We start from the raw sequence: 18,709 nt of genomic DNA, 5'->3' as shown, positions 1-18,709 counted from the left end.
GCCCCCTCCCGCGCTCGGTCGTCCGGCCCTCTCCGGGTCCCGTACACTTCTCGTGGCGATCCGGGGTCCCGGATCGACCTCGCATGCCCCGCCACTCCGGCGCAGCGGTCCCACCGCGGCGCTTCCGTGGCCGCGTACCTCGGTCCATGGGGGTGGTCGGCGCCCTCCGGTCTTCCGGCGGTCTCCGGCGGCTCTCCATGGCGCAACGCGTCGGGGCGTCAGGAGCGCCGCCCAGCCGGGCGGCGCGGACAACCGAGCGTCAACAAGGAGAACGGCCATGGCCGTCGTCACGATGCGGGAGCTGCTGGAGAGCGGCGTCCACTTCGGGCACCAGACCCGCCGCTGGAACCCGAAGATGAAGCGCTTCATCTTCACCGAGCGCAACGGCATCTACATCATCGACCTGCTCCAGTCGCTGTCGTACATCGACCGCGCCTACGAGTTCGTCAGGGAGACCGTCGCGCATGGCGGCACCGTCATGTTCGTGGGCACCAAGAAGCAGGCCCAGCAGGCCATCGCCGAGCAGGCCACCCGCGTCGGCATGCCCTACGTGAACCAGCGCTGGCTGGGCGGCATGCTCACCAACTTCTCCACCGTCCACAAGCGGCTGCAGCGGCTCAAGGAGCTCGAGCAGATCGACTTCGAGGACGTGGCGGCCTCCGGCCTCACCAAGAAGGAGCTGCTGGTCCTCTCCCGCGAGAAGGCGAAGCTGGAGAAGACCCTCGGCGGTATCCGCGACATGCAGAAGGTGCCCAGCGCCGTCTGGATCGTGGACACCAAGAAGGAGCACATCGCCGTCGGCGAGGCCCGCAAGCTCAACATCCCGGTCGTCGCCATCCTCGACACCAACTGCGACCCCGACGAGGTCGACTACAAGATCCCGGGCAACGACGACGCGATCCGCTCGGTCACGCTGCTCACCCGCGTGATCGCCGACGGCGTCGCCGAGGGTCTGATCGCCCGTTCCGGCGCGGCCGAGGCGAAGACCGGCGAGAAGCCGGCCGCCGAGCCGCTGCCGGAGTGGGAGCGCGAGCTTCTCGAGGGGGCCGAGGGCAAGGCCGCCGAGGAGAAGGCGGCCGAGGACAAGCCCGTCGAAGAGAAGCCCGTCGAGGAGCAGCCGGCCGAGGAGCAGCCCGCCGAGGCGGCCCAGCCGGCCGAGGCGACCGAGGCGACCGAAGCCCCCGCCGAGCAGGGCTGAGGCTTCACGCACCACGGCACGACCGCGGTGACGGCGGGCGGGGTTCGTCCCCGTCCGCCGTCGCCTGCGCCACGGCCCCATGGGCGAGCAAGCGATCCGAACGACTTCCGGAAGAGAATCAGTAACGATGGCGAACTTCACCGCCGCCGACGTCAAGAAGCTCCGCGAGCTCAGCGGCGCCGGCATGATGGACTGTAAGAAGGCTCTGGAGGAGGCCGAGGGCGACGTCGCCAAGGCCGTCGAGTTCCTGCGCGTCAAGGGCCAGAAGGGCGTGGCCAAGCGGGAGAGCCGCACCGCGGAGAACGGCGCGGTCGTCGCGCTGATCGCCGAGGACAACGCGTCCGGTGTGCTGGTCGAGCTCAAGTGCGAGACGGACTTCGTCGCCAAGGGCGACAAGTTCCAGGCCGTCGCCGACGCGATCGCCCAGCACGTCTTCGACACCGCCCCCGCCGACCTGGCCGCCCTGCTCGACTCCGAGATCGAGCCGGGCAAGAGCGTCAAGGTCTACGTGGACGAGGCCAACGCGAACCTGGGCGAGAAGATCGTCCTCGACCGCTACGCCCGCTACGAGGGCGGCTACGTCGCCTCCTACCTGCACCGCACCAGCCCGGACCTGCCCCCGCAGGTCGGCGTGCTGGTCCAGCTGGAGAAGGAGAACGCCCAGGTCGCCAAGGACGTGGCCCAGCACATCGCCGCGTTCGGCCCCCGCTTCCTCAGCCGGGACGCCGTGGCGGCGGACGTCGTCGAGAGCGAGCGGCGCATCGCCGAGGCCACGGCCCGCGAGGAGGGCAAGCCCGAGGCCGCCCTGCCGAGGATCGTGGAGGGCCGGGTCAACGGCTTCTTCAAGGAGAACGTGCTGCTCGACCAGGCGTTCGCCAAGGACAACAAGAAGACCGTGCAGAAGGTGCTGACCGAGGCCGGCGCCACGCTGACCGCCTTCGCCCGGTTCCGCGTCGGCGCCTGACGCGCCAGCGCGTCAACGGGGCGCCCCGAGCCGCCGCGCCGTCGGCGACGGAACGGACGTACCCCGGCTATTGTCGGGCGGAAGGCCGTCCGGTCGCGGGCAAGCGGCCGGCGCGACCGAAGTGGTGACGAGGAGGCCATTGCTCGCACAGGGGATCGCGCATCCCGCTGGCAGTGGCCTCCTTGGTATGTGCACGAGGAGAGTTCCATGAACCAGGACGACAAACCCCGCCGTTTCCTGCTCAAGCTGTCGGGAGAGGCGTTCGCGGGCGGCGGAGGGCTCGGAGTCGACCCAGACGTCGTGCACAAGATGGCCCGGGAGATCGCGGCCGTGGTCCGCGACGGCGCGCAGATCGCCGTCGTCATCGGCGGCGGAAACTTCTTCCGGGGCGCCGAGTTGCAGCAGCGCGGCATGGATCGGGCCCGCTCCGACTACATGGGCATGCTCGGCACGGTCATGAACTGCCTCGCCCTCCAGGACTTCCTGGAGAAGGAGGGCATCGACTCCCGGGTGCAGACGGCCATCACCATGGGCCAGGTAGCCGAGCCCTACATCCCGCTGCGCGCCGTGCGCCACCTGGAGAAGGGCCGCGTGGTCATCTTCGGCGCGGGCATGGGCATGCCCTACTTCTCCACCGACACCACGGCGGCCCAGCGTGCCCTGGAGATCCACGCCGAGGCGCTGTTGATGGGCAAGAACGGGGTGGACGGCGTCTACGACTCGGACCCGGCCAAGAACCCGGACGCCGTGAAGTTCGACGCGCTCGACTACGGCGAGGTGATCACCCGCGACCTCAGGGTGGCGGATTCCACGGCCATCACCCTGTGCCGCGACAACAAACTGCCCATCCTGGTCTTCGAGCTGCTCGCCGAGGGCAATATCGCCCGTGCGGTGAAGGGTGAGAAGATCGGCACACTCGTCAACAGCCAGGGCCGGCGGGCCTGACAGACACTCACATCGAACCAGGAGCACGTGGTGATCGAAGAAGCCCTCCTCGAGGCCGAGGAGAAGATGGAGAAGGCAGTCGTGGTCGCCAAGGAGGACCTGGCCGCGATTCGTACCGGCCGTGCGCACCCGGCGATGTTCAACAAGATCCTCGCCGACTACTACGGCACCAAGACCCCGATCAACCAGCTGGCCTCGTTCTCGGTCCCCGAGGCGCGGATGGCCGTGGTGACCCCGTTCGACAAGAGCGCGCTGCGCAACATCGAGCAGGCCATCCGGGATTCCGACCTGGGCGTCAACCCGACGAACGACGGCCACATCATCCGCGTGGTGTTCCCCGAACTCACCGAGGAGCGCCGGCGGGAGTACATCAAGGTCGCCAAGTCCAAGGGCGAGGACGCCAGGATCTCGATCCGCGGCGTGCGTCGTAAGGCCAAGGAGACCATGGACAAGGCCGTCAAGGACGGCGAGGTCGGCGAGGACGAGGGCCGGCGCGGAGAGAAGGAGCTCGACGACACCACCGCCAAGTACGTGGCGCAGGTGGACGAGCTGTTGAAGCACAAGGAAGCGGAACTGCTCGAGGTCTGACCTGACGTGACTGAATCCTCCTGGGGGCGACCCCGGGCCGCCGGCTACGCGAGCCAGGCCGGGCACGACGGCGGCACGGAGTCGCCCTCCGGCACGAGTGGCGGCCCCGATGCCGGCTCCGGCCCGAGACCGCCCGCGAAACGCGGCGGGCGCGACCTGCGCGCCGCCGTGGGTGTCGGGCTCGGCCTCGGCGCGGTGGTCCTGGCCTCCCTCTTCGCCTACAAGCCCGCCTTCCTGGCCGTCATAGCGCTGGCCGTGGTGGTCGGGCTCTGGGAGCTCTCCTCGCGGCTCGCCGAACGCAAGCTCATCCGCCTGCCGTTGCCGCCGCTCGCCGTGGGCGGCGCGGCCATGGTGGTCCTCGCCTACCTGCGTGGCGCCGACGGCGTCTGGCTGGCCATGGCGCTCACGGTGGTGGCGGCACTCCTGTGGCGGATGGCCGGTCCGCCGGAGGACTACCTGCGCGACGTCACGGCCAGCGTCTTCGCCGCGTTCTACGTGCCGTTCCTGGCCAGCTTCGTCGCGCTGATGCTCGCCGCGGACGACGGCGCCCAACGGGTGCTGACCTTCCTGATCCTCACCGTGATCAGCGACACCGGCGCCTACGCCGTCGGCTACCGGCTCGGCCGCAAGAAGCTCGCCCCCCGGATCAGCCCGGGCAAGACCAGGGAAGGCCTGCTCGGCGGTGTGCTCTTCGCCATGGTGGGCGGGGCGCTGTGCACCGAGTTCCTGATCGACGGCGGGAGCTGGTGGCAGGGCCTGGTGCTCGGCCTGGCCGTCGCGGTCAGCGCCACCCTGGGCGACCTGGGCGAGTCCATGATCAAGCGGGACCTCGGCATCAAGGACATGGGCCGGTTGCTGCCGGGTCACGGCGGGATCATGGACCGTCTCGACTCGCTGCTGCCCACCGCGCCGGTGGTCTGGCTGCTGCTGCTCGCCTTCGTCGGCTCCGGCTGAGCCGGTCGGGCCCCGGGCGTCCGGGGGCCGGGCGGCGGCGCGCGGTGTCGGTGGCATCTGCGACACTGGCCTGACCATGCCTGTACCAGGAGAGCTCACCTTCGTCGCGCCGCGCGGGGCCGTCCGGCCCCCGCGGCACCTCGCCGACCTCAGCCCCGACGAGCGGCGCGAGGCCGTCGTCGCGCTCGGCGAGAAGCCGTTCCGCGCCAAGCAGCTGTCGCGCCACTACTTCGGCCGGTTCGCGGACGACCCCGCCTCCTGGACGGACATCCCGGCGGCCGCCCGCGAGCGGCTCGCCGAGGCACTGCTGCCCCGCCTGATGACGGAGGTGCGGCACGTCAGCTGCGACGACGGCGCCACCCGCAAGTCGCTGTGGCGGCTGCACGACGGCACGCTGGTCGAGTCGGTGCTGATGCGCTACCCGGACCGCGTCACCATGTGCGTCTCCTCGCAGGCCGGCTGCGGGATGAACTGCCCGTTCTGCGCCACCGGCCAGGCCGGCCTCGACCGCAACCTGTCGACGGCCGAGATCGTCCACCAGATCGTGGACGGCATGCGCGCGCTGCGCGACGGCGAGGTGCCAGGTGGCCCGGCCCGGCTCTCCAACATCGTCTTCATGGGCATGGGCGAGCCGCTGGCCAACTACCGCCGGGTCGTCGGCGCCATCCGCCGGCTCACCGACCCGGGCCCCGACGGGATCGGCCTCTCGCAGCGCGGCGTCACCGTCTCCACCGTGGGCCTGGTGCCCGCCATGCGTCGGTTCGCCGACGAGGGCCTCTCCTGCCGCCTCGCGGTCTCGCTGCACGCGCCGGACGACGAGCTGCGGGACACCCTGGTGCCGGTCAACACCCGCTGGAAGGTGCGTGAGGTGCTGGACGCGGCCTGGGAGTACGCGGACCGCTCGGGGCGTCGGATCTCCATCGAGTACGCCCTCATCCGGGACATCAACGACCAGGCGTGGCGGGCCGATCTGCTGGGCCGGCTGCTCAAGGGCCGCGGCGCCCACGTCAACCTGATCCCGCTGAATCCCACCCCGGGCTCCAAGTGGACGGCGTCCCGCCCCGAGGACGAGCGGGCCTTCGTCGCCGCGCTCGAGGCCCAGGGCGTGCCGGTCACCGTGCGGGACACCAGGGGCCAGGAGATCGACGGGGCCTGCGGCCAGCTGGCGGCGGCCGAGCGGTAGTCGAGGGGCGGCCGGGCGCTGGCCCGGCCGGCTGCTGCTATCGTGACCGGTTGACAATCACACATTCCGACAGGGGAGCGCTCGCAGCGCTGAGAGTGCGGCACCGGCCGCAGACCCTCGAACCTCGCCCAGGTCATGCTGGGTAGGAAGTTCGGACGTCTCTCACGCATGCGTGCGCCCGCCTGTCCACTGCCGGCCAGGAGAAGGCCCGGAAAGAGCGGCACACATGCATCGCAGCCACCCGGGGCGCGCCCGTCCGCGGCGCGCCGCCGTCCTCGTCACCGCCCTCGGGCTCGCCGTGCTCACCGGCTGCGGCGGCGGGTCCGACGACGCCTCCGGCGGCGAGGGCGACGAGGTCGTCCTGGTCACCCACGACTCGTTCGAGATCCCGCAGGAGGTGCTCGACACCTTCACCGAGGAGACCGGTTACCGGGTGCGGACCCTGCGGGGCGGCGACGCGGGCGTCGTCGTCAACCAGGCGGTGCTCTCCGCGGGCAACCCCCAGGGCGACGTGCTCTTCGGCGTCGACAACACGCTGCTCTCCCGCGCCCTGGACGCCGGCGTGTTCACCCCCCACGAGTCCGCCGGTCTCGCCTCGGTGCCCGAGGAGTACCAGCTGGACGCCGGGCAGCACCGGGTCACCCCGATCGACACCGGCGACATCTGCGTCAACTACGACCGCGGCTACTTCGCGGAACACGACCTCGCCCCGCCGGAGACCCTGGACGAGCTGGTCGACCCGGCCTACCGCGACCTGCTGGTGGTGGAGAACGCCGCCACCTCGTCGCCCGGCCTCGGCTTCCTGCTGGCCACCGTCGACGCCTACGGCGAGGACGGCTGGCAGGAGTACTGGCAGCGCCTCGCCGAGAACGGCGTCGAGGTGGTCGACGGCTGGGAGCAGGCCTACTACGAGCGCTTCTCCGGCGCCGGCGGCTCGTCGGGCGACCGGCCGCTCGTCGTCTCCTACGCCAGCAGCCCGCCCGCCGAGGTGGCCTTCGGCGGGGAGTCGGAGGAACTGCCCGCCGAGGCGCCCACCGGCGTGTCCACCGGAACCTGCTTCCGGCAGATCGAGTTCGCCGGGCTGCTCGACGGCGCCGCCCACCCCGAGGGCGGCCGCGCCCTGCTCGACTTCCTCCTGACCGACACGTTCCAGCGGGAACTGCCGATGTCGATGTTCGTCAACCCGGTGGTGGAGACGGAGCTGCCCGAGGTGTTCACCCGCTACGGCGTGACCGTGGACGAGCCCTGGTCGGTGGAGCCGGCGGCCATCGCCGAGCACCGCGAGGAGTGGGTGGACGCCTGGACCTCGCTGGTCGTCCGGTGAACCGCCCGACCAGGATCCCCGGGTGACCCGCTCCCTCGCCGTCCGGCTCGCGCTCCTCGCACCCCCGCTGGCCTTCTTCGCGCTGTTCTTCGCCTACCCGGTGGCGGCCATCGTGGGGCGCGGGCTGCGCGCGGACGGCGCCTGGCGGTTCGGCGCGGCCGGCGAGGTGCTGACCGACCCCGACCTGGCCGGGGTGCTGTGGTTCACCTGCTGGCAGGCCGCCGCCTCCACCGCGCTGACGCTGGCCCTCGCGCTGCCGGGCGCCTACGTCTTCGCCCGGCTCGACTTCCCGGGCAAGCGGCTGCTGCACGCCGTGGTCGCCGTGCCGTTCGTGCTGCCCACCGTGGTGGTCGGCGCGGCCTTCCTCGCCCTGCTCGGCCGGGGCGGCCTCCTCGACGAGCTGTGGGGTGTGCGCCTCGACAACACGGTCTGGGCCATCCTGCTCGCCCACGTCTTCTTCAACTACGCCGTGGTGGTGCGCACGGTGGGCGGTCTCTGGGCCCAGCTCGACCCCCGGCAGGAGGAGGCCGCCCGGGTGCTGGGCGCCGGCCGGTTCGCCGCCTGGCGGCGTGTCACCCTGCCGGCGCTCGCCCCCGCGCTGGCCGCCGCCGGGCTGCTGGTCTTCCTGTTCACCTTCACCTCCTTCGGTGTCGTGCAGATCCTCGGCGGCCCCCGGTACGCCACCCTGGAGGTGGAGATCTACCGGCAGACCGCCCAACTGCTCGACCTGCCGACGGCCGCCGTGCTCACCCTGCTCCAGTTCGCCGCCGTCGCCGCGCTGCTCGTCGTCCACGGCCGGCTGGTGCGCCGCCGGGAGGGCACCCTGGCGCTCCGCGACCCGGCCACCACCGCCCACCGACCCACGGGGCGCGCCCAGTGGGCGCTGCTCGGCGGCGTGTTGACGGTGATCGGGGCGTTGCTCGTGCTGCCGCTCGCGGTCCTGGTGGAGCGTTCGCTGTCCACCCCCGACGGCTACGGCCTCACCCACTATCGGGCGTTGACCGGCACCGAGAGCGGTACCCTCGCGGTCGCCCCGTGGGAGGCGGTGGGCACCTCGCTGCGCTACGCCGCCGTCGCCACCGTGATCGCCCTGCTGGTCGGGGGGCTCGCCGCCGTGGCGCTCACCCGGCGCGGCCGCGGGCCGCTGCGCGGCGTCGACGCCCTGCTGATGCTGCCGCTCGGCACCTCGGCGGTCACCGTGGGCTTCGGCTTCCTGATCGCGTTGGACGAGCCGCCGCTCGACCTGCGCTCCTCGTGGCTGTTGGTGCCGCTGGCCCAGGCGTTGGTGGGGGCGCCCTTCGTGGTCCGGGCGCTGCTGCCCGTGCTGCGCGCCGTCGACGACCGGCTGCGGCAGGCCGCGGCCGTGCTCGGCGCCTCGCCGTGGCGCGCCTGGCGCGAGGTGGACCTGCCGCTGGCACGGCGGGCGTTGCTGGTCGCCGCCGGCTTCGCGTTCGCGGTGTCGCTCGGCGAGTTCGGTGCCACCGTCTTCATCGCCCGCGCCGACTCGCCGACCCTCCCCGTGGCGGTCGCCCGGCTGCTCGGCCGGCCGGGAGAGCTCAACTACGGGCAGGCGATGGCCCTGTCCACCGTGCTGATGCTGGTGTGTGCGGTGACCCTGCTGGCCCTGGAGCGGCTGCGTCCGGCCCGCTCCACCGAGATGCTGTGAGGCCCCCGATGGACCGTGTCGTGGAAGCGGTGCCCGACGGCCGGTCGGCCGGCGCGCCCGCCGCCGCCCTGCTGTCGCTCGACGGGGTGACCGTGCGCTACCCGGGGCACACCGCCCTGCACGGTGTCGCGCTCGATGTCGCCGAGCACGAGACGGTCTGCGTGCTCGGCCCCAGCGGCAGCGGGAAGTCCACGCTGCTGCGTGCCGTGGCCGGCCTCACCGACGTCGCCTCCGGCACCGTCAGGATCGCCGGCGGCGACCAGGCCGGGGTACCCACGCACCGCAGGGGCGTGGGGTTGATGTTCCAGGACCACCAGCTCTTCCCGCAGCGCGACGTCGGCGGCAACGTCGCCTTCGGGCTCCGGATGCGGCGGGTGCCGCGGCCCGAGGTCCAGCGGCGGGTGGCGGAGTTGCTCGACCTGGTCGGGTTGCCCGGTGCCCAGCGGCGGCGCGTGGACTCGCTCTCCGGCGGTGAGCAGCAGCGGGTGGCGCTCGCCCGTGCCCTCGCGCCCCGGCCCGCGGTGTTGATGCTCGACGAGCCGCTCGGCCAGCTCGACCGCCACCTACGGGAGCGGCTGGTCGTCGAACTACGAGAGCTCTTCCGCGAGTTGGGCACCACCGTGCTGGCCGTCACGCACGACCAGGGCGAGGCGTTCGCGCTCGCCGACCGGGTCGTGGTGATGCGGGAGGGCCGGATCGCCCAGGTCGGCAGCCCGGTCGAGGTGTGGCGACGTCCCGCCGACGACTTCGTGGCCGGCTTCCTCGGCTTCCGGAACCTCACCGACGCGACCGTCGCGCGGGGCGTCGCCGACACCCCCTGGGGCGAACTGCCGGTGCCCGCCGCCACCCGGGACGGCCGGCACCGGCTGCTGGTGCGGCCCTCCGGGGTCCGGCTCACGGCCGCCGAGGGCGCGCCGCGCGCCACGGTGCGCGCCCGCACCTTCCGGGGCGACCACGTGCTGCTGCACCTCGCGCCGGAGCGCGGCCCGGCGCTTGAGGCGGCCTGCGCGCTGGGCGAGGCGCCGGCCGAGGGCGACACCGTCGGCCTGGCCTTCGACCCGTCCGAGGTGGTCGTGCTGCCGATCGCCTCGGATTGGTGAAAGTTTTCATCTGTACGCCCCGGGCGACGCGAAGTAAATTGTCGAACCGACTCTCAACTCCCCTTGGAGAAGTGCGATATGAGACGGTTCCTCGTCGTGCTGCTCGCCCTCTTCGGCCTGCTGGCCCCCACCGCCGGCTCCGCCGGGGCCACCGGGGGAGGAGACCGGCCGCCCGAACAGTGGCGCAGCTACTGGGTGGACGCCTTCAACCCCGGCGTCTACACCCCCGAGCAGGTGTCGACGCTGATCGACGACGCGCTCGCGGTCAACGCCAACGCGCTGATCGTGCAGACCGCCCGCCGCTACGACTGTTTCTGCAACCGCGCGCTCTACCCGCGCACCGACGCCGCCGTCGACCCCGCGCCGTACGACCCGTTGGACGAGGTGATCGCGCAGGCCCACGCGGCGGGTCTGGAGGTGCATGCCTGGGTCAACGTCAACACCATGTGGAACAGCGCCACTCCGCCCCGCTCGCCCGACCACGTCTTCAACCGGCACGGGCCGAGCGCGCAGGGCGTCGACCGGTGGCTGAACCGCAAGGCGGACGGCACCGAACTCGTCGGCGCCAACGCCTACGTGGACCCCGGCCACCCGGACGCCGTCGCCTACATCGTGGCCGCGATCCAGAGCATCGTCCGCGAGTACGACGTGGACGGCATCAACCTCGACTACGTCCGCTACCCCGACGGCAGCGCCCAGACGACCCACAGCGACTGGGGCTACAACGCCGTCTCGGTGGCGCGCTTCCAGCGGGCCACCGGCCGCACCGACGTGCCGGCACCCGCCGACGCGCAGTGGAGCGACTGGCGCCGCGACCAGGTCACCAACCTGGTGCGCCGGATCTACCTGGGCATCTGGGAGGTCGACCGCACCGCGCGGCTCTCCATGGACGCCATCACCTACGGCTACGGTCCGCAGTCCGTGGGTGGTTGGGAGGGCACCAGGACCTACGCGGAGGTGCTCCAGGACTGGGCAGGCTGGCTGGACGAGGGGATCATGGACACGGTCGTGACCATGAACTACAAGCGGAACTGGAACCCGGACCAGGCGCGGATGTTCGCGGAGTGGTCGGAGTTCCTGGCCGACGCGCAGGGCGAGCGGCAGGCGGTCAACGGGCCGGCGCTCTACCTCAACTCGGTGGCGGACAGCGTCAGTCAGGCCCGCCAGGCGCTGGCCGAGACCCCGGCGGGCAACACCGCGGCCGGTTGGAGCGGCTACTCCTACGCCAGCCCCAGTCTGGACGCGGCGACCGCCGGCGCGGCCGCCGAACGGGCCCGGCTCGCCGAGGCGTTGACCGCCGGCCCGGACGCGCCGTTCGCGGAGCGGGCCGCCGTGCCGGAGATGGAGTGGAAGAACCGGCCGACCGACGGGCACGTCGTCGGCGAGCTGGCGTTGCGCGACGGCACCCCGCTGGACGGTGCCGAGGTCACGCTGACCCCGGTGGGAAGCCGGGGCGAGCCCGTCACCGGGCGGGCCGACGGCACCGGCTGGTTCGGCTTCGCGCACCTCGACCCCGGTCTCTACCTGGCGCGGGTCGAACTGCCGGACGGGGTGGTGGGCGCGCCGCTCACCGTGGTGCGGGTGCAGCGGGGCGCGATCGCCGAGCCGCACTTCCCGCCGTTCGTCGCCAGGCCCTGACCGCGCACACCCGGCGTCCCACGAGGCGCGCATGCTGACGGCCCGGTCCCGCTGCCTCCCCGGCGGGAACCGGGCCGTCCCCGTACTCCGCCGCGGGCTCGGCTAACCCCCGGCCGGCAGGGCGATCAGCTGGGCGGCCAGCCAGGTCAGCGGCACGAACCCGACCAGCAGCACGCCGATCCTGAGCAGCGCGGCCCGGAACAGCATCCCGCGGGGGGCGCCGAGCCGCCGCAGCAGCGCCGTCGCCGGCCGGCGGGCCGCCCGTGCCTCGTCGGCCGCGGTGGCCACGGCGGCCAGCGAGCAGACCAGTACGATGCCGGTGCCCAGCACGCCGAGCGGGCCGAACCGCCCGAGGCCGTCGAGCGAGAGCGCCGCGAGCGAGGCCGCGGCCGCCGCGCAGAGCACGCCGAGTGGTCGGCCCACCCGCCGGGACTCCTCCTGGAGGCCCCGGGCGGCGAGCAGCCGTACCACCCGCGGCCGCCCGACGGCGAGCAGCAGCCCGCACAGGTGGACGAGGCCGGGGGCCGCGAGCACGATGCCCGCCGTGATCAGCAGCCAGCCGCCCACCACCCCGGGCGGCACCCCGCCCAGCGTGCCGCCGAGCGGCAACAGGCCGTCGTCCGTCGCCTTCGGCCGGTCGACCCCGGCGTAGGCGCTGAGCGCGATCCCGGCGGTGGTGAGCGCGGTGCCCCAGGGCAGCCCGGCGGGCAGCGGCACCGGCGGCTCGGCGCGGGCGGCGTCCGCCACGTCGAGCGCGTCCGGCGGGAGCATCGGCTGCGACGCCCGGGCGCGCCTGGCCGGCGCCCGCTTCAGCGCCAGCGCGGTGGCCACGGCCGCGGTCAGCGGGACGAGGGTGAGCAGGGTCAGCGCGGCGCCGAGCGGCAGCCGCCCGGCCGGCAGCACCTCGGCGGCGGCGCCGTGGTACGGGAGCAGGTCGGAGGTGTCGCCGCGCAGGTGCAGGAAGAGCAGCAGACCGAGGACGCTTCCGAGCACCCCGGCGAACGCGGTGGACACGGCCGCGAGCAGCGGCATCCGCCCCGGGCCCAGGCCGGCCATGTCGAGCCCGGAGCCGGGCCGGCCCGCCGGATCGACCCGGGCCACCGTCATGGAGAGCTGCACCGTGGCGGCGAGCGGCACCACGCACCAACCGAGCCGCAGCAGCGACTCGCGGCCGCCGCCCGGGTGGGCGACGGCGTAGGCGAGCGCGCTCAACAGCAGGAAACCGACGCCGCCGGCGGCGCACGCGACCAGCAGCCGGCGGCACAGTGCCGCCGGGTGGGCGCCCCGGGCTAGACGGAGACTGAGCATGCGGCTTCGGCGGGCGCGCCCGAGGCGCGGCCGTCCACGAGGGTGAAGGTGCGGTCGGCCAGCGTGGCCACCTCCGCGTCATGGGTGGCCAGCACGACGGTGATGCCGTGCGAGCGGCCCGCGGTGGTGAGCGTGCGCAGGACCTGAGCCCGGTCGGCCTGGTGCAGCGGGGCCGTGGGCTCGTCGGCGAACAGCACGTCGGGCTGGTGCACCAGGGCCCGGGCCAGCGCGATCCGCTGGCGCTGGGCCTGGAGCAGCGCGTAGGGGCGCTTGCCGGCGCACTCGCCGACGTCGAGCCGGTCGAGCCACTCGAGCGCCGTGCGGCGGGCCTTGCGCTGCCCGACGCCGGCGAGCAGCAGGGGAAGCGCCGCGTTCTCCCAGGCGGTGAGCTCGTCGACGAGTTGCGGGGTCGGGCCGATCCAGCCGAAGCGGTCGCGGCGCAACCGCTCCCGGCTGGCCAGGGCCAGGGTGTGCACCGGCACGCTGTTGAACCACACCTCGCCGTCGTCCGGCGACAGCTGCCCGGAGAGGCAGCCGAGCAGGGTGGACTTGCCACAGCCACGGGGCCCGGTGACGGCGAGGATCTCGCCTTGCCGGACACCGAGAGAGGCTCCGAGCAGCGCCGGCGAACCGTCGTACGCGTACCGCAGTCCGCGCGCCCAGAGAATGTCGTTGTCGGGTGGGGCCATCGTCTCCGGCACCTCCGGTCGTATCGCCTTAACTCCCCCGACCGGGTGAACGAGCGGCCGGGGAATCCGTCACAGGCACCTCAGCACGCTGACACAGCGACGCGGATCGTCGGCGGCCGACTCGGCGAGCGGTCGGAAGAATCCTCCGGACGGTGGACACGGCCCCCGCGACTACCGGAAATTCTTCCCTGATGTACGGCGTGTGGCGTTGTTTTTCCGTGTATCGACCCTGTGGGGCGGTGGATCTTCGGGTCGTGGCGGTGTCGCGTGACCGGCTCCTGGGCATACGCTGAGGTGCCGCAGCCCGAGAACCCGGAAGCAGGAGGGTGTCGTGACCACCGAGCCGAGCCGTTTGCGCAACCACATCGACGGGGAGTTCCGGGACGCCGCCGACGGGCGGACCACGGAGGTGGTCGACCCCACGACCGGCGAGGCCTACACGACCGCTCCGCTCTCCGGACCCGCCGACGTGGACGCGGCGATGGCCGCCGCCGAGGCCGCCTTCCCCGCGTGGCGGGACACCACCCCGGCCACCCGGCAGCTGGCCCTGCTCCGCATCGCCGACGCCTTCGAGAAGCATGCCGACGAGCTGCTGGCCATCGAGTGCCGCAACACCGGCAAGCCGCTCGAGCTGACCCGGCAGGAGGAACTGCCGCCGATGCTGGAGCAGATCCGCTTCTTCGCCGGCGCCGCCCGGATGCTGGAGGGCAAGTCGGCCGGCGAGTACATGGCGGGGATGACCTCCTTCGTCCGGCGCGAGCCGGTGGGGGTGTGCGCGCAGGTGGCGCCGTGGAACTACCCGGTGATGATGGCGGTCTGGAAGTTCGCGCCGGCCCTGGCCGCGGGCAACACGGTGGTACTCAAGCCCTCCGACACCACGCCCGCCTCCGCCGTGTTCGTGGCCGGGCTGCTGGCCGAGATCCTGCCGCCCGGCGTGTTCAACGTGCTGTGCGGGGACCGGGACACCGGGCGGCTGATGGTGGAACACCCGACGCCGGCGATGGTCTCCATCACCGGCTCGGTGCGTGCCGGCATGGAGGTGGCCGCCAGTGCCGCCAAGGACCTCAAGCGGGCGCACCTGGAGCTGGGCGGCAAGGCCCCGTGCCTGGTCTTCGAGGACGCGGACGTGCCGGCCGCCGTCGAGGGCATCCGGGACGCGGGCTTCTTCAACGCGGGGCAGGACTGCACCGCGGCCACCCGGGTGCTGGTGCACGAGTCCGTGCACGACGAGTTCGTGGCCGGCCTGGTCAAGGCCGTGGCCGACGTGCGGACCGGGGACGTGGCCGACCCTGACTGCTTCTACGGCCCGCTCAACAACCCGACCCACCTGGCCAAGGTCGCCGGCTACGTCGAGCGGCTGCCCGGCCACGCCACGGTCGTCACCGGCGGCCACCCGGTGGGCGAGCGCGGCTACTTCTACGCGCCCACGGTGGTGACGGGCTGCCGGCAGGACGACGAGATCATCCAGGAGGAGGTCTTCGGCCCGGTGATCACCGTGCAGAAGTTCTCCGACGACACGCAGGCGGTGACCTTCGCCAACGACGTCGACTACGGCCTGGCGTCCTCCGTCTGGACCCGCGACCACGGCCGCGCCATGCGGATGTCCAAGGCGCTGGAGTTCGGTTGCGTCTGGATCAACACCCACATCCCGCTGGTCGGCGAGATGCCGCACGGCGGCTTCAAGAAGTCCGGCTACGGCAAGGACCTCTCCTCCTACGGCCTGGAGGACTACACGCGCGTCAAGCACGTGATGACGGCGCTGTAGCCGGCGCCGGCTACAGCGCCGGCAACACCGCCGGTGCCGCCGCGCCGCGGCCGGGTGGCCCTACGGCCCGCCCAGCAGGCGGCGCAGCACGGCGACCCGGTTGGTGGTGATCGAGCCGACGCCGAGGGCCAGCAGGCGGCGCATCGAGCGCCGGGTGTCCACCGTCCAGGCGGCGACCCGGTAGCCCTGCTCCGCGGCCCGGGCCACGGTGTCCTCGGTGATCAGGCCGAACCGGAAGTTCAGCCAGCTCGGGCGCACTTCGGCGAGCAACACCTCGGGGGGCCGGGTGGCGCGGTGCCAGGTCAGGGCGATCTCGGCGGCCGCGTCGGCCTCCCGCACCGCGCGCAGCGCCGCCGGGTCGCCGCAGTAGTAGACCCGGTCGGCCGCGCCGGCGGCGCGGACCGCCGCCACGGTGGCGCGCGCGGTCGCCGCCGAGCGCTCCGGCAGGTCGACCAGGGTCCGCACCGGCTCGGTGACGCCCAGCGCCTCGGCCAGGGTCGGCACGCCGCCCCCGGTCAGGCTCGCGACCTCGGCGGCGGTCAGCTCGGCGACCGGCCGGTCGTGACCCCACAGCCGCCGCAGCGTCGGGTCGTGCAGCACCACGGGGACGCCGTCCGCCGTGGCCCGCACGTCGAGCTCCACCGCGTCGGCGTCCGCGTCGATCGCCGAGCGGAAGGACGGCAGGGTGTTCTCCCGCGCCCGGTACGGATCGCCCCGGTGGGCGACGGCGATCGCGCGGCCGCCCGTCATCCCGGCCACGCCGCGAGGTATCCGTCGATCTCGGCGCTCAGCCGGGCCTTGCCGACCGGGTCGAGGAACGAGGCGCCCACCGCGTTCTTCGCCAGCTCGGCCACCCCGGCCGCGTCGAGGCCGAGCAGCCGCGCCGCGACCGTGTACTCGGTGTTGAGGTCGGTGCCGAACATCGGGGGGTCGTCCGAGTTGATGGTGACCAGCACGCCGGCCGCCACCAGCTCGGGCAGCGGGTGCGCGTCGAGCGAGGGGACGGACCGGGTGGCGACGTTGGAGGTGGGGCAGACCTCGAGCGGAATCCGGTGCTCGGCGAGATGGGCCAGCAGCCGGGGGTCGCGCGCCGCGCCGATGCCGTGGCCGACGCGCTCGGCGCGCAGCTCCGTGAGCGCGTCCCACACGGTCTCGGGGCCGGTGGACTCGCCGGCGTGCGGCACGCTGTGCAGGCCCGCCGCGATGGCCCGGTCGAAGTAGGGCTTGAACTGCGGCCGCGGCCAGCCGATCTCGGGGCCGCCGAGGCCGAACGAGACCAGCCCGTCGGGGCGCAGCTCGCACGCCATCCTGGCGGTCTCCTCGGCCGCCGGCAGGCCGAGCTCGCCCGGGATGTCGAAGCACCAGCGCAGCACGACGCCCAGATCGCGCTCGGCGCCGACCCTGGCGTCCTCTATCGCCTCCATGAAGGCCACGTCCGGGATGCCGCGGAGCACCGAGGAGTGGGGCGTGACGGTGAGCTCCGCGTACCTGATGTTCTGCCGGGCCATGTCGCGGGCGATCTCGTAGGTGAGCAGCCGGACGTCCTCCGCGTCCCTGACGAGCTCCACCACCGAGATGTAGACCTGGATGAAGTGCGCGAAGTCCCGGAAGGTGAAGTAGCGTTCCAGCTCCTCCGGGTCCTTGGGCACCGGCGAGTCCGGGTGTCTGGCGGCCAGCTCGGCGACGATCCGTGGAGACGCGGAGCCGACGTGGTGGACATGGAGCTCGGCCTTGGGCAGGCCGGCGACGAAGCCGCTCAGATCGGTCGGTGCGGTCGACTCGGACAACGGGCCCTCCGGGGTGTCTTTCGGTGCCGGCGCCATCGTATGCGGGTGGTGTGACAGGCGGGCCGGCGGCCGTGTCAGTGGCGGCGGTTAGGGTGTCGCCAGCGAGATGTGGAGGTCGTGTGAGCGCCGAACAGCAGTCGAACCCGTACCGGCCGCCGGCCGGTGGCGTGGCGCCGCCGCACCTCGCCTGGGTGCCCCCGCAGTGGTATCCGCAGCCGGTCTGGCCGGTCGCCCAGCGCCCGCCCAACGAGAGTGTCGGCAACGCGGCGTTGGTGTTCGGGCTGATCTCCGTGCTGCTCTCCTGGACGTACTTCCTCAGCCCGTTCGCGCTGGTCCTGGGCATCGGGGCGCTGGTCCTGGGTCTCGTCGGCCTGGAGAACGTGCGGGGTGGCCGCGCCAGGAACCGGGTGTTCGCGCACGGCGGCCTGTGGACCGGGGTGGCGGGCATCGCGATATCGGCCGTGCTGACCCTCCTCGCGATGGTCTCGGGCGGCGGATCGACCACCGGCGTGCGGTCGGACGCCGGCGCCGTGTTCCTGGCCGGGCCCGACGACGAGGTGGTGTACGACGACGGCGTCTCCGTCACCATCGCCGAGCCGCGCGCGTCCGACGCCGGCTACCTGCTCGTCGTCCGGGTCACCAACGACGGCGCGTATCCGGTGGACCTGGGGGAGAGCTCGGTGCGTGCCCGACTCGGCGGTGAGCCCGCCGTCGCGCGGGTGTCGACGGGTGGGCCGCCCGAGGTGGCGCCGGGCGATTCGGGCAGCGTCGCCTTCGAGATATCCGGCGCCTCGGGCGACCCGGGGCCGCTGGACGTCGACTACGCGCCGGCCGACGCCTACGCGTACGGCTTCTGGGCCTTCGACCCCGGCCCGGCGGGCGGTGGCTCGGAGGTCCCCGAGCCGGGCTCCGGTGGCGGCGGCGTCGAGGCGTGAGCGGCGGCGGTGCCGGGGCGTTCGGGGCGTGTGACGCGCAACACGGAGAAATCCCGGCGAAGCGGCGTAAGAATCCGCCGCCGGCGTCCTCCCTCCTCATGACCCGACCGGGCCCACCGGGGGCCCGCGGGGGGAGGAGGATCGCGTGAACGTCGGCAGTGGTGGCCCGCGCACGGCCATGGAGTGGTTGGCGTCCGCGGCCCCGGAACCGGCGGCCTGTCGCTGGGAGTGGGAGCGTCACCCACTCGGGGTGGCGCTGCTCCCGGCCGGTCGGTTATGGGATGTGCTGGTGGTGCCCGGCGAGTTGGGGCGTCCGACGCTCACCGTGCTCAGCCGGGTGCTCGACCGGCCCGGGCCGGTGCTCGCGGACCAGGGAGACTTCCGGGTCGGCTTCTTCGTCCCGCCGGGCACGGCCGGGCGCTGGGTGGGCACCGGGGTGCGGGGCGCCGGGCGGGGCAGCTGGATCGTGGTGCCGCATCCCACCAGGACGGCCAACGGCGTCCGTTGGTTGATCCCGCCGGACGGTTCGGGGGTGCTCACCGATCCCGCCGTGCTCGAGCTGGCGATGCACGAGGCGGCCGCCGACCTGGCCGGGGGAGAGGCGGAGGGCTGAGCGGAGCGCGTGGGCCCGGCCACTCGGGAACGAGGGGGGCGGAGTTCCGGGG

At 73.2% G+C, this 18,709-nt stretch carries 17 protein-coding genes; 13 read left to right on the top strand and 4 right to left on the bottom strand.

Annotated elements, in window-relative coordinates:
• Positions 1 to 277 precede the first annotated feature (277 nt).
• The 10 genes from rpsB (at position 278) to E1283_RS11850 (ending at position 11,560) form a co-directional block, all read left to right on the top strand.
• Positions 278 to 1,198 carry a 30S ribosomal protein S2 gene (rpsB, locus tag E1283_RS11895; RefSeq protein WP_132817943.1) on the top strand — a complete coding sequence of 307 codons (921 nt, stop codon included), beginning with the start codon at positions 278 to 280 and terminating at the stop codon, positions 1,196 to 1,198.
• 127 nt (positions 1,199 to 1,325) lie between these two features.
• Complete coding sequence (gene tsf / locus E1283_RS11890) at positions 1,326 to 2,162, top strand: translation elongation factor Ts (RefSeq protein ID WP_132817942.1); 837 nt, start codon at positions 1,326 to 1,328, stop codon at positions 2,160 to 2,162.
• 207 nt (positions 2,163 to 2,369) lie between these two features.
• On the top strand, positions 2,370 to 3,107 hold the full coding sequence (gene pyrH / locus E1283_RS11885) for a UMP kinase (RefSeq protein ID WP_132817941.1): 738 nt from the start codon (positions 2,370 to 2,372) through the stop codon (positions 3,105 to 3,107).
• Positions 3,108 to 3,137: 30 nt separating this feature from the next.
• The gene (frr, locus tag E1283_RS11880; protein ID WP_132817940.1) at positions 3,138 to 3,695 is read left to right on the top strand and encodes a ribosome recycling factor; all 558 of its coding nucleotides are present in this window, start codon (positions 3,138 to 3,140) and stop codon (positions 3,693 to 3,695) included.
• Positions 3,696 to 3,701: 6 nt separating this feature from the next.
• Positions 3,702 to 4,649: a phosphatidate cytidylyltransferase gene (locus tag E1283_RS11875; RefSeq protein WP_132817939.1), complete on the top strand. Its 948-nt coding sequence runs from the start codon at positions 3,702 to 3,704 to the stop codon at positions 4,647 to 4,649.
• Positions 4,650 to 4,725: 76 nt separating this feature from the next.
• Entirely contained in the window at positions 4,726 to 5,832 is a 1,107-nt protein-coding gene (gene rlmN / locus E1283_RS11870) for a dual-specificity RNA methyltransferase RlmN (protein WP_132817938.1), read from the top strand.
• Between the two features lie 226 nt (positions 5,833 to 6,058).
• On the top strand, positions 6,059 to 7,156 hold the full coding sequence (locus tag E1283_RS11865) for a thiamine ABC transporter substrate-binding protein (RefSeq protein ID WP_132817937.1): 1,098 nt from the start codon (positions 6,059 to 6,061) through the stop codon (positions 7,154 to 7,156).
• 22 nt (positions 7,157 to 7,178) lie between these two features.
• A complete protein-coding gene (locus tag E1283_RS11860) occupies positions 7,179 to 8,822 on the top strand; it encodes an ABC transporter permease (protein WP_132817936.1) in 1,644 nt (547 codons plus the stop codon).
• An 8-nt stretch (positions 8,823 to 8,830) separates the two neighbouring features.
• Positions 8,831 to 9,922 carry an ABC transporter ATP-binding protein gene (locus tag E1283_RS11855; protein WP_132817935.1) on the top strand — a complete coding sequence of 364 codons (1,092 nt, stop codon included), beginning with the start codon at positions 8,831 to 8,833 and terminating at the stop codon, positions 9,920 to 9,922.
• Between the two features lie 78 nt (positions 9,923 to 10,000).
• Positions 10,001 to 11,560: a family 10 glycosylhydrolase gene (locus tag E1283_RS11850; protein WP_132817934.1), complete on the top strand. Its 1,560-nt coding sequence runs from the start codon at positions 10,001 to 10,003 to the stop codon at positions 11,558 to 11,560.
• A 102-nt stretch (positions 11,561 to 11,662) separates the two neighbouring features.
• Here the strand turns inward: E1283_RS11850 and E1283_RS11845 are convergent, their stop codons facing one another.
• On the bottom strand, positions 11,663 to 12,868 hold the full coding sequence (locus E1283_RS11845; RefSeq protein WP_132817933.1) for a hypothetical protein: 1,206 nt from the start codon (positions 12,866 to 12,868) through the stop codon (positions 11,663 to 11,665).
• Positions 12,850 to 13,557 (bottom strand): ABC transporter ATP-binding protein, encoded by a 708-nt coding sequence (locus E1283_RS11840; RefSeq protein ID WP_132817932.1) that lies wholly within the window; start codon positions 13,555 to 13,557, stop codon positions 12,850 to 12,852. The genes E1283_RS11845 and E1283_RS11840 overlap by 19 nt, the downstream gene beginning before the upstream one ends.
• Positions 13,558 to 13,888: 331 nt before the next feature.
• Here E1283_RS11840 and E1283_RS11835 point away from each other — a divergent pair, with 331 nt between their 5' ends.
• Positions 13,889 to 15,322: a gamma-aminobutyraldehyde dehydrogenase gene (locus E1283_RS11835; protein WP_132817931.1), complete on the top strand. Its 1,434-nt coding sequence runs from the start codon at positions 13,889 to 13,891 to the stop codon at positions 15,320 to 15,322.
• A 60-nt stretch (positions 15,323 to 15,382) separates the two neighbouring features.
• Here the strand turns inward: E1283_RS11835 and E1283_RS11830 are convergent, their stop codons facing one another.
• Entirely contained in the window at positions 15,383 to 16,072 is a 690-nt protein-coding gene (locus tag E1283_RS11830) for a glycerophosphodiester phosphodiesterase (protein ID WP_132817945.1), read from the bottom strand.
• Positions 16,069 to 17,145 (bottom strand): adenosine deaminase, encoded by a 1,077-nt coding sequence (locus E1283_RS11825; protein ID WP_132817930.1) that lies wholly within the window; start codon positions 17,143 to 17,145, stop codon positions 16,069 to 16,071. The genes E1283_RS11830 and E1283_RS11825 overlap by 4 nt, the downstream gene beginning before the upstream one ends.
• Before the next feature lie 83 nt (positions 17,146 to 17,228).
• Between E1283_RS11825 and E1283_RS11820 the strand changes: the two genes are divergently transcribed.
• Complete coding sequence (locus E1283_RS11820) at positions 17,229 to 18,044, top strand: DUF4190 domain-containing protein (protein ID WP_132817929.1); 816 nt, start codon at positions 17,229 to 17,231, stop codon at positions 18,042 to 18,044.
• Positions 18,045 to 18,222: 178 nt separating this feature from the next.
• Complete coding sequence (locus E1283_RS11815) at positions 18,223 to 18,657, top strand: hypothetical protein (RefSeq protein WP_132817944.1); 435 nt, start codon at positions 18,223 to 18,225, stop codon at positions 18,655 to 18,657.
• The last annotated feature ends 52 nt before the right edge of the window (positions 18,658 to 18,709 follow it).

This window comes from Streptomyces hainanensis (genome assembly GCF_004348415.1).
GTDB classification, from domain to species: domain Bacteria; phylum Actinomycetota; class Actinomycetes; order Streptomycetales; family Streptomycetaceae; genus Streptomyces; species Streptomyces hainanensis.
Note: the sequence above shows the minus strand (reverse complement) of the source record. Positions and strands in the feature narration are given on the sequence as shown.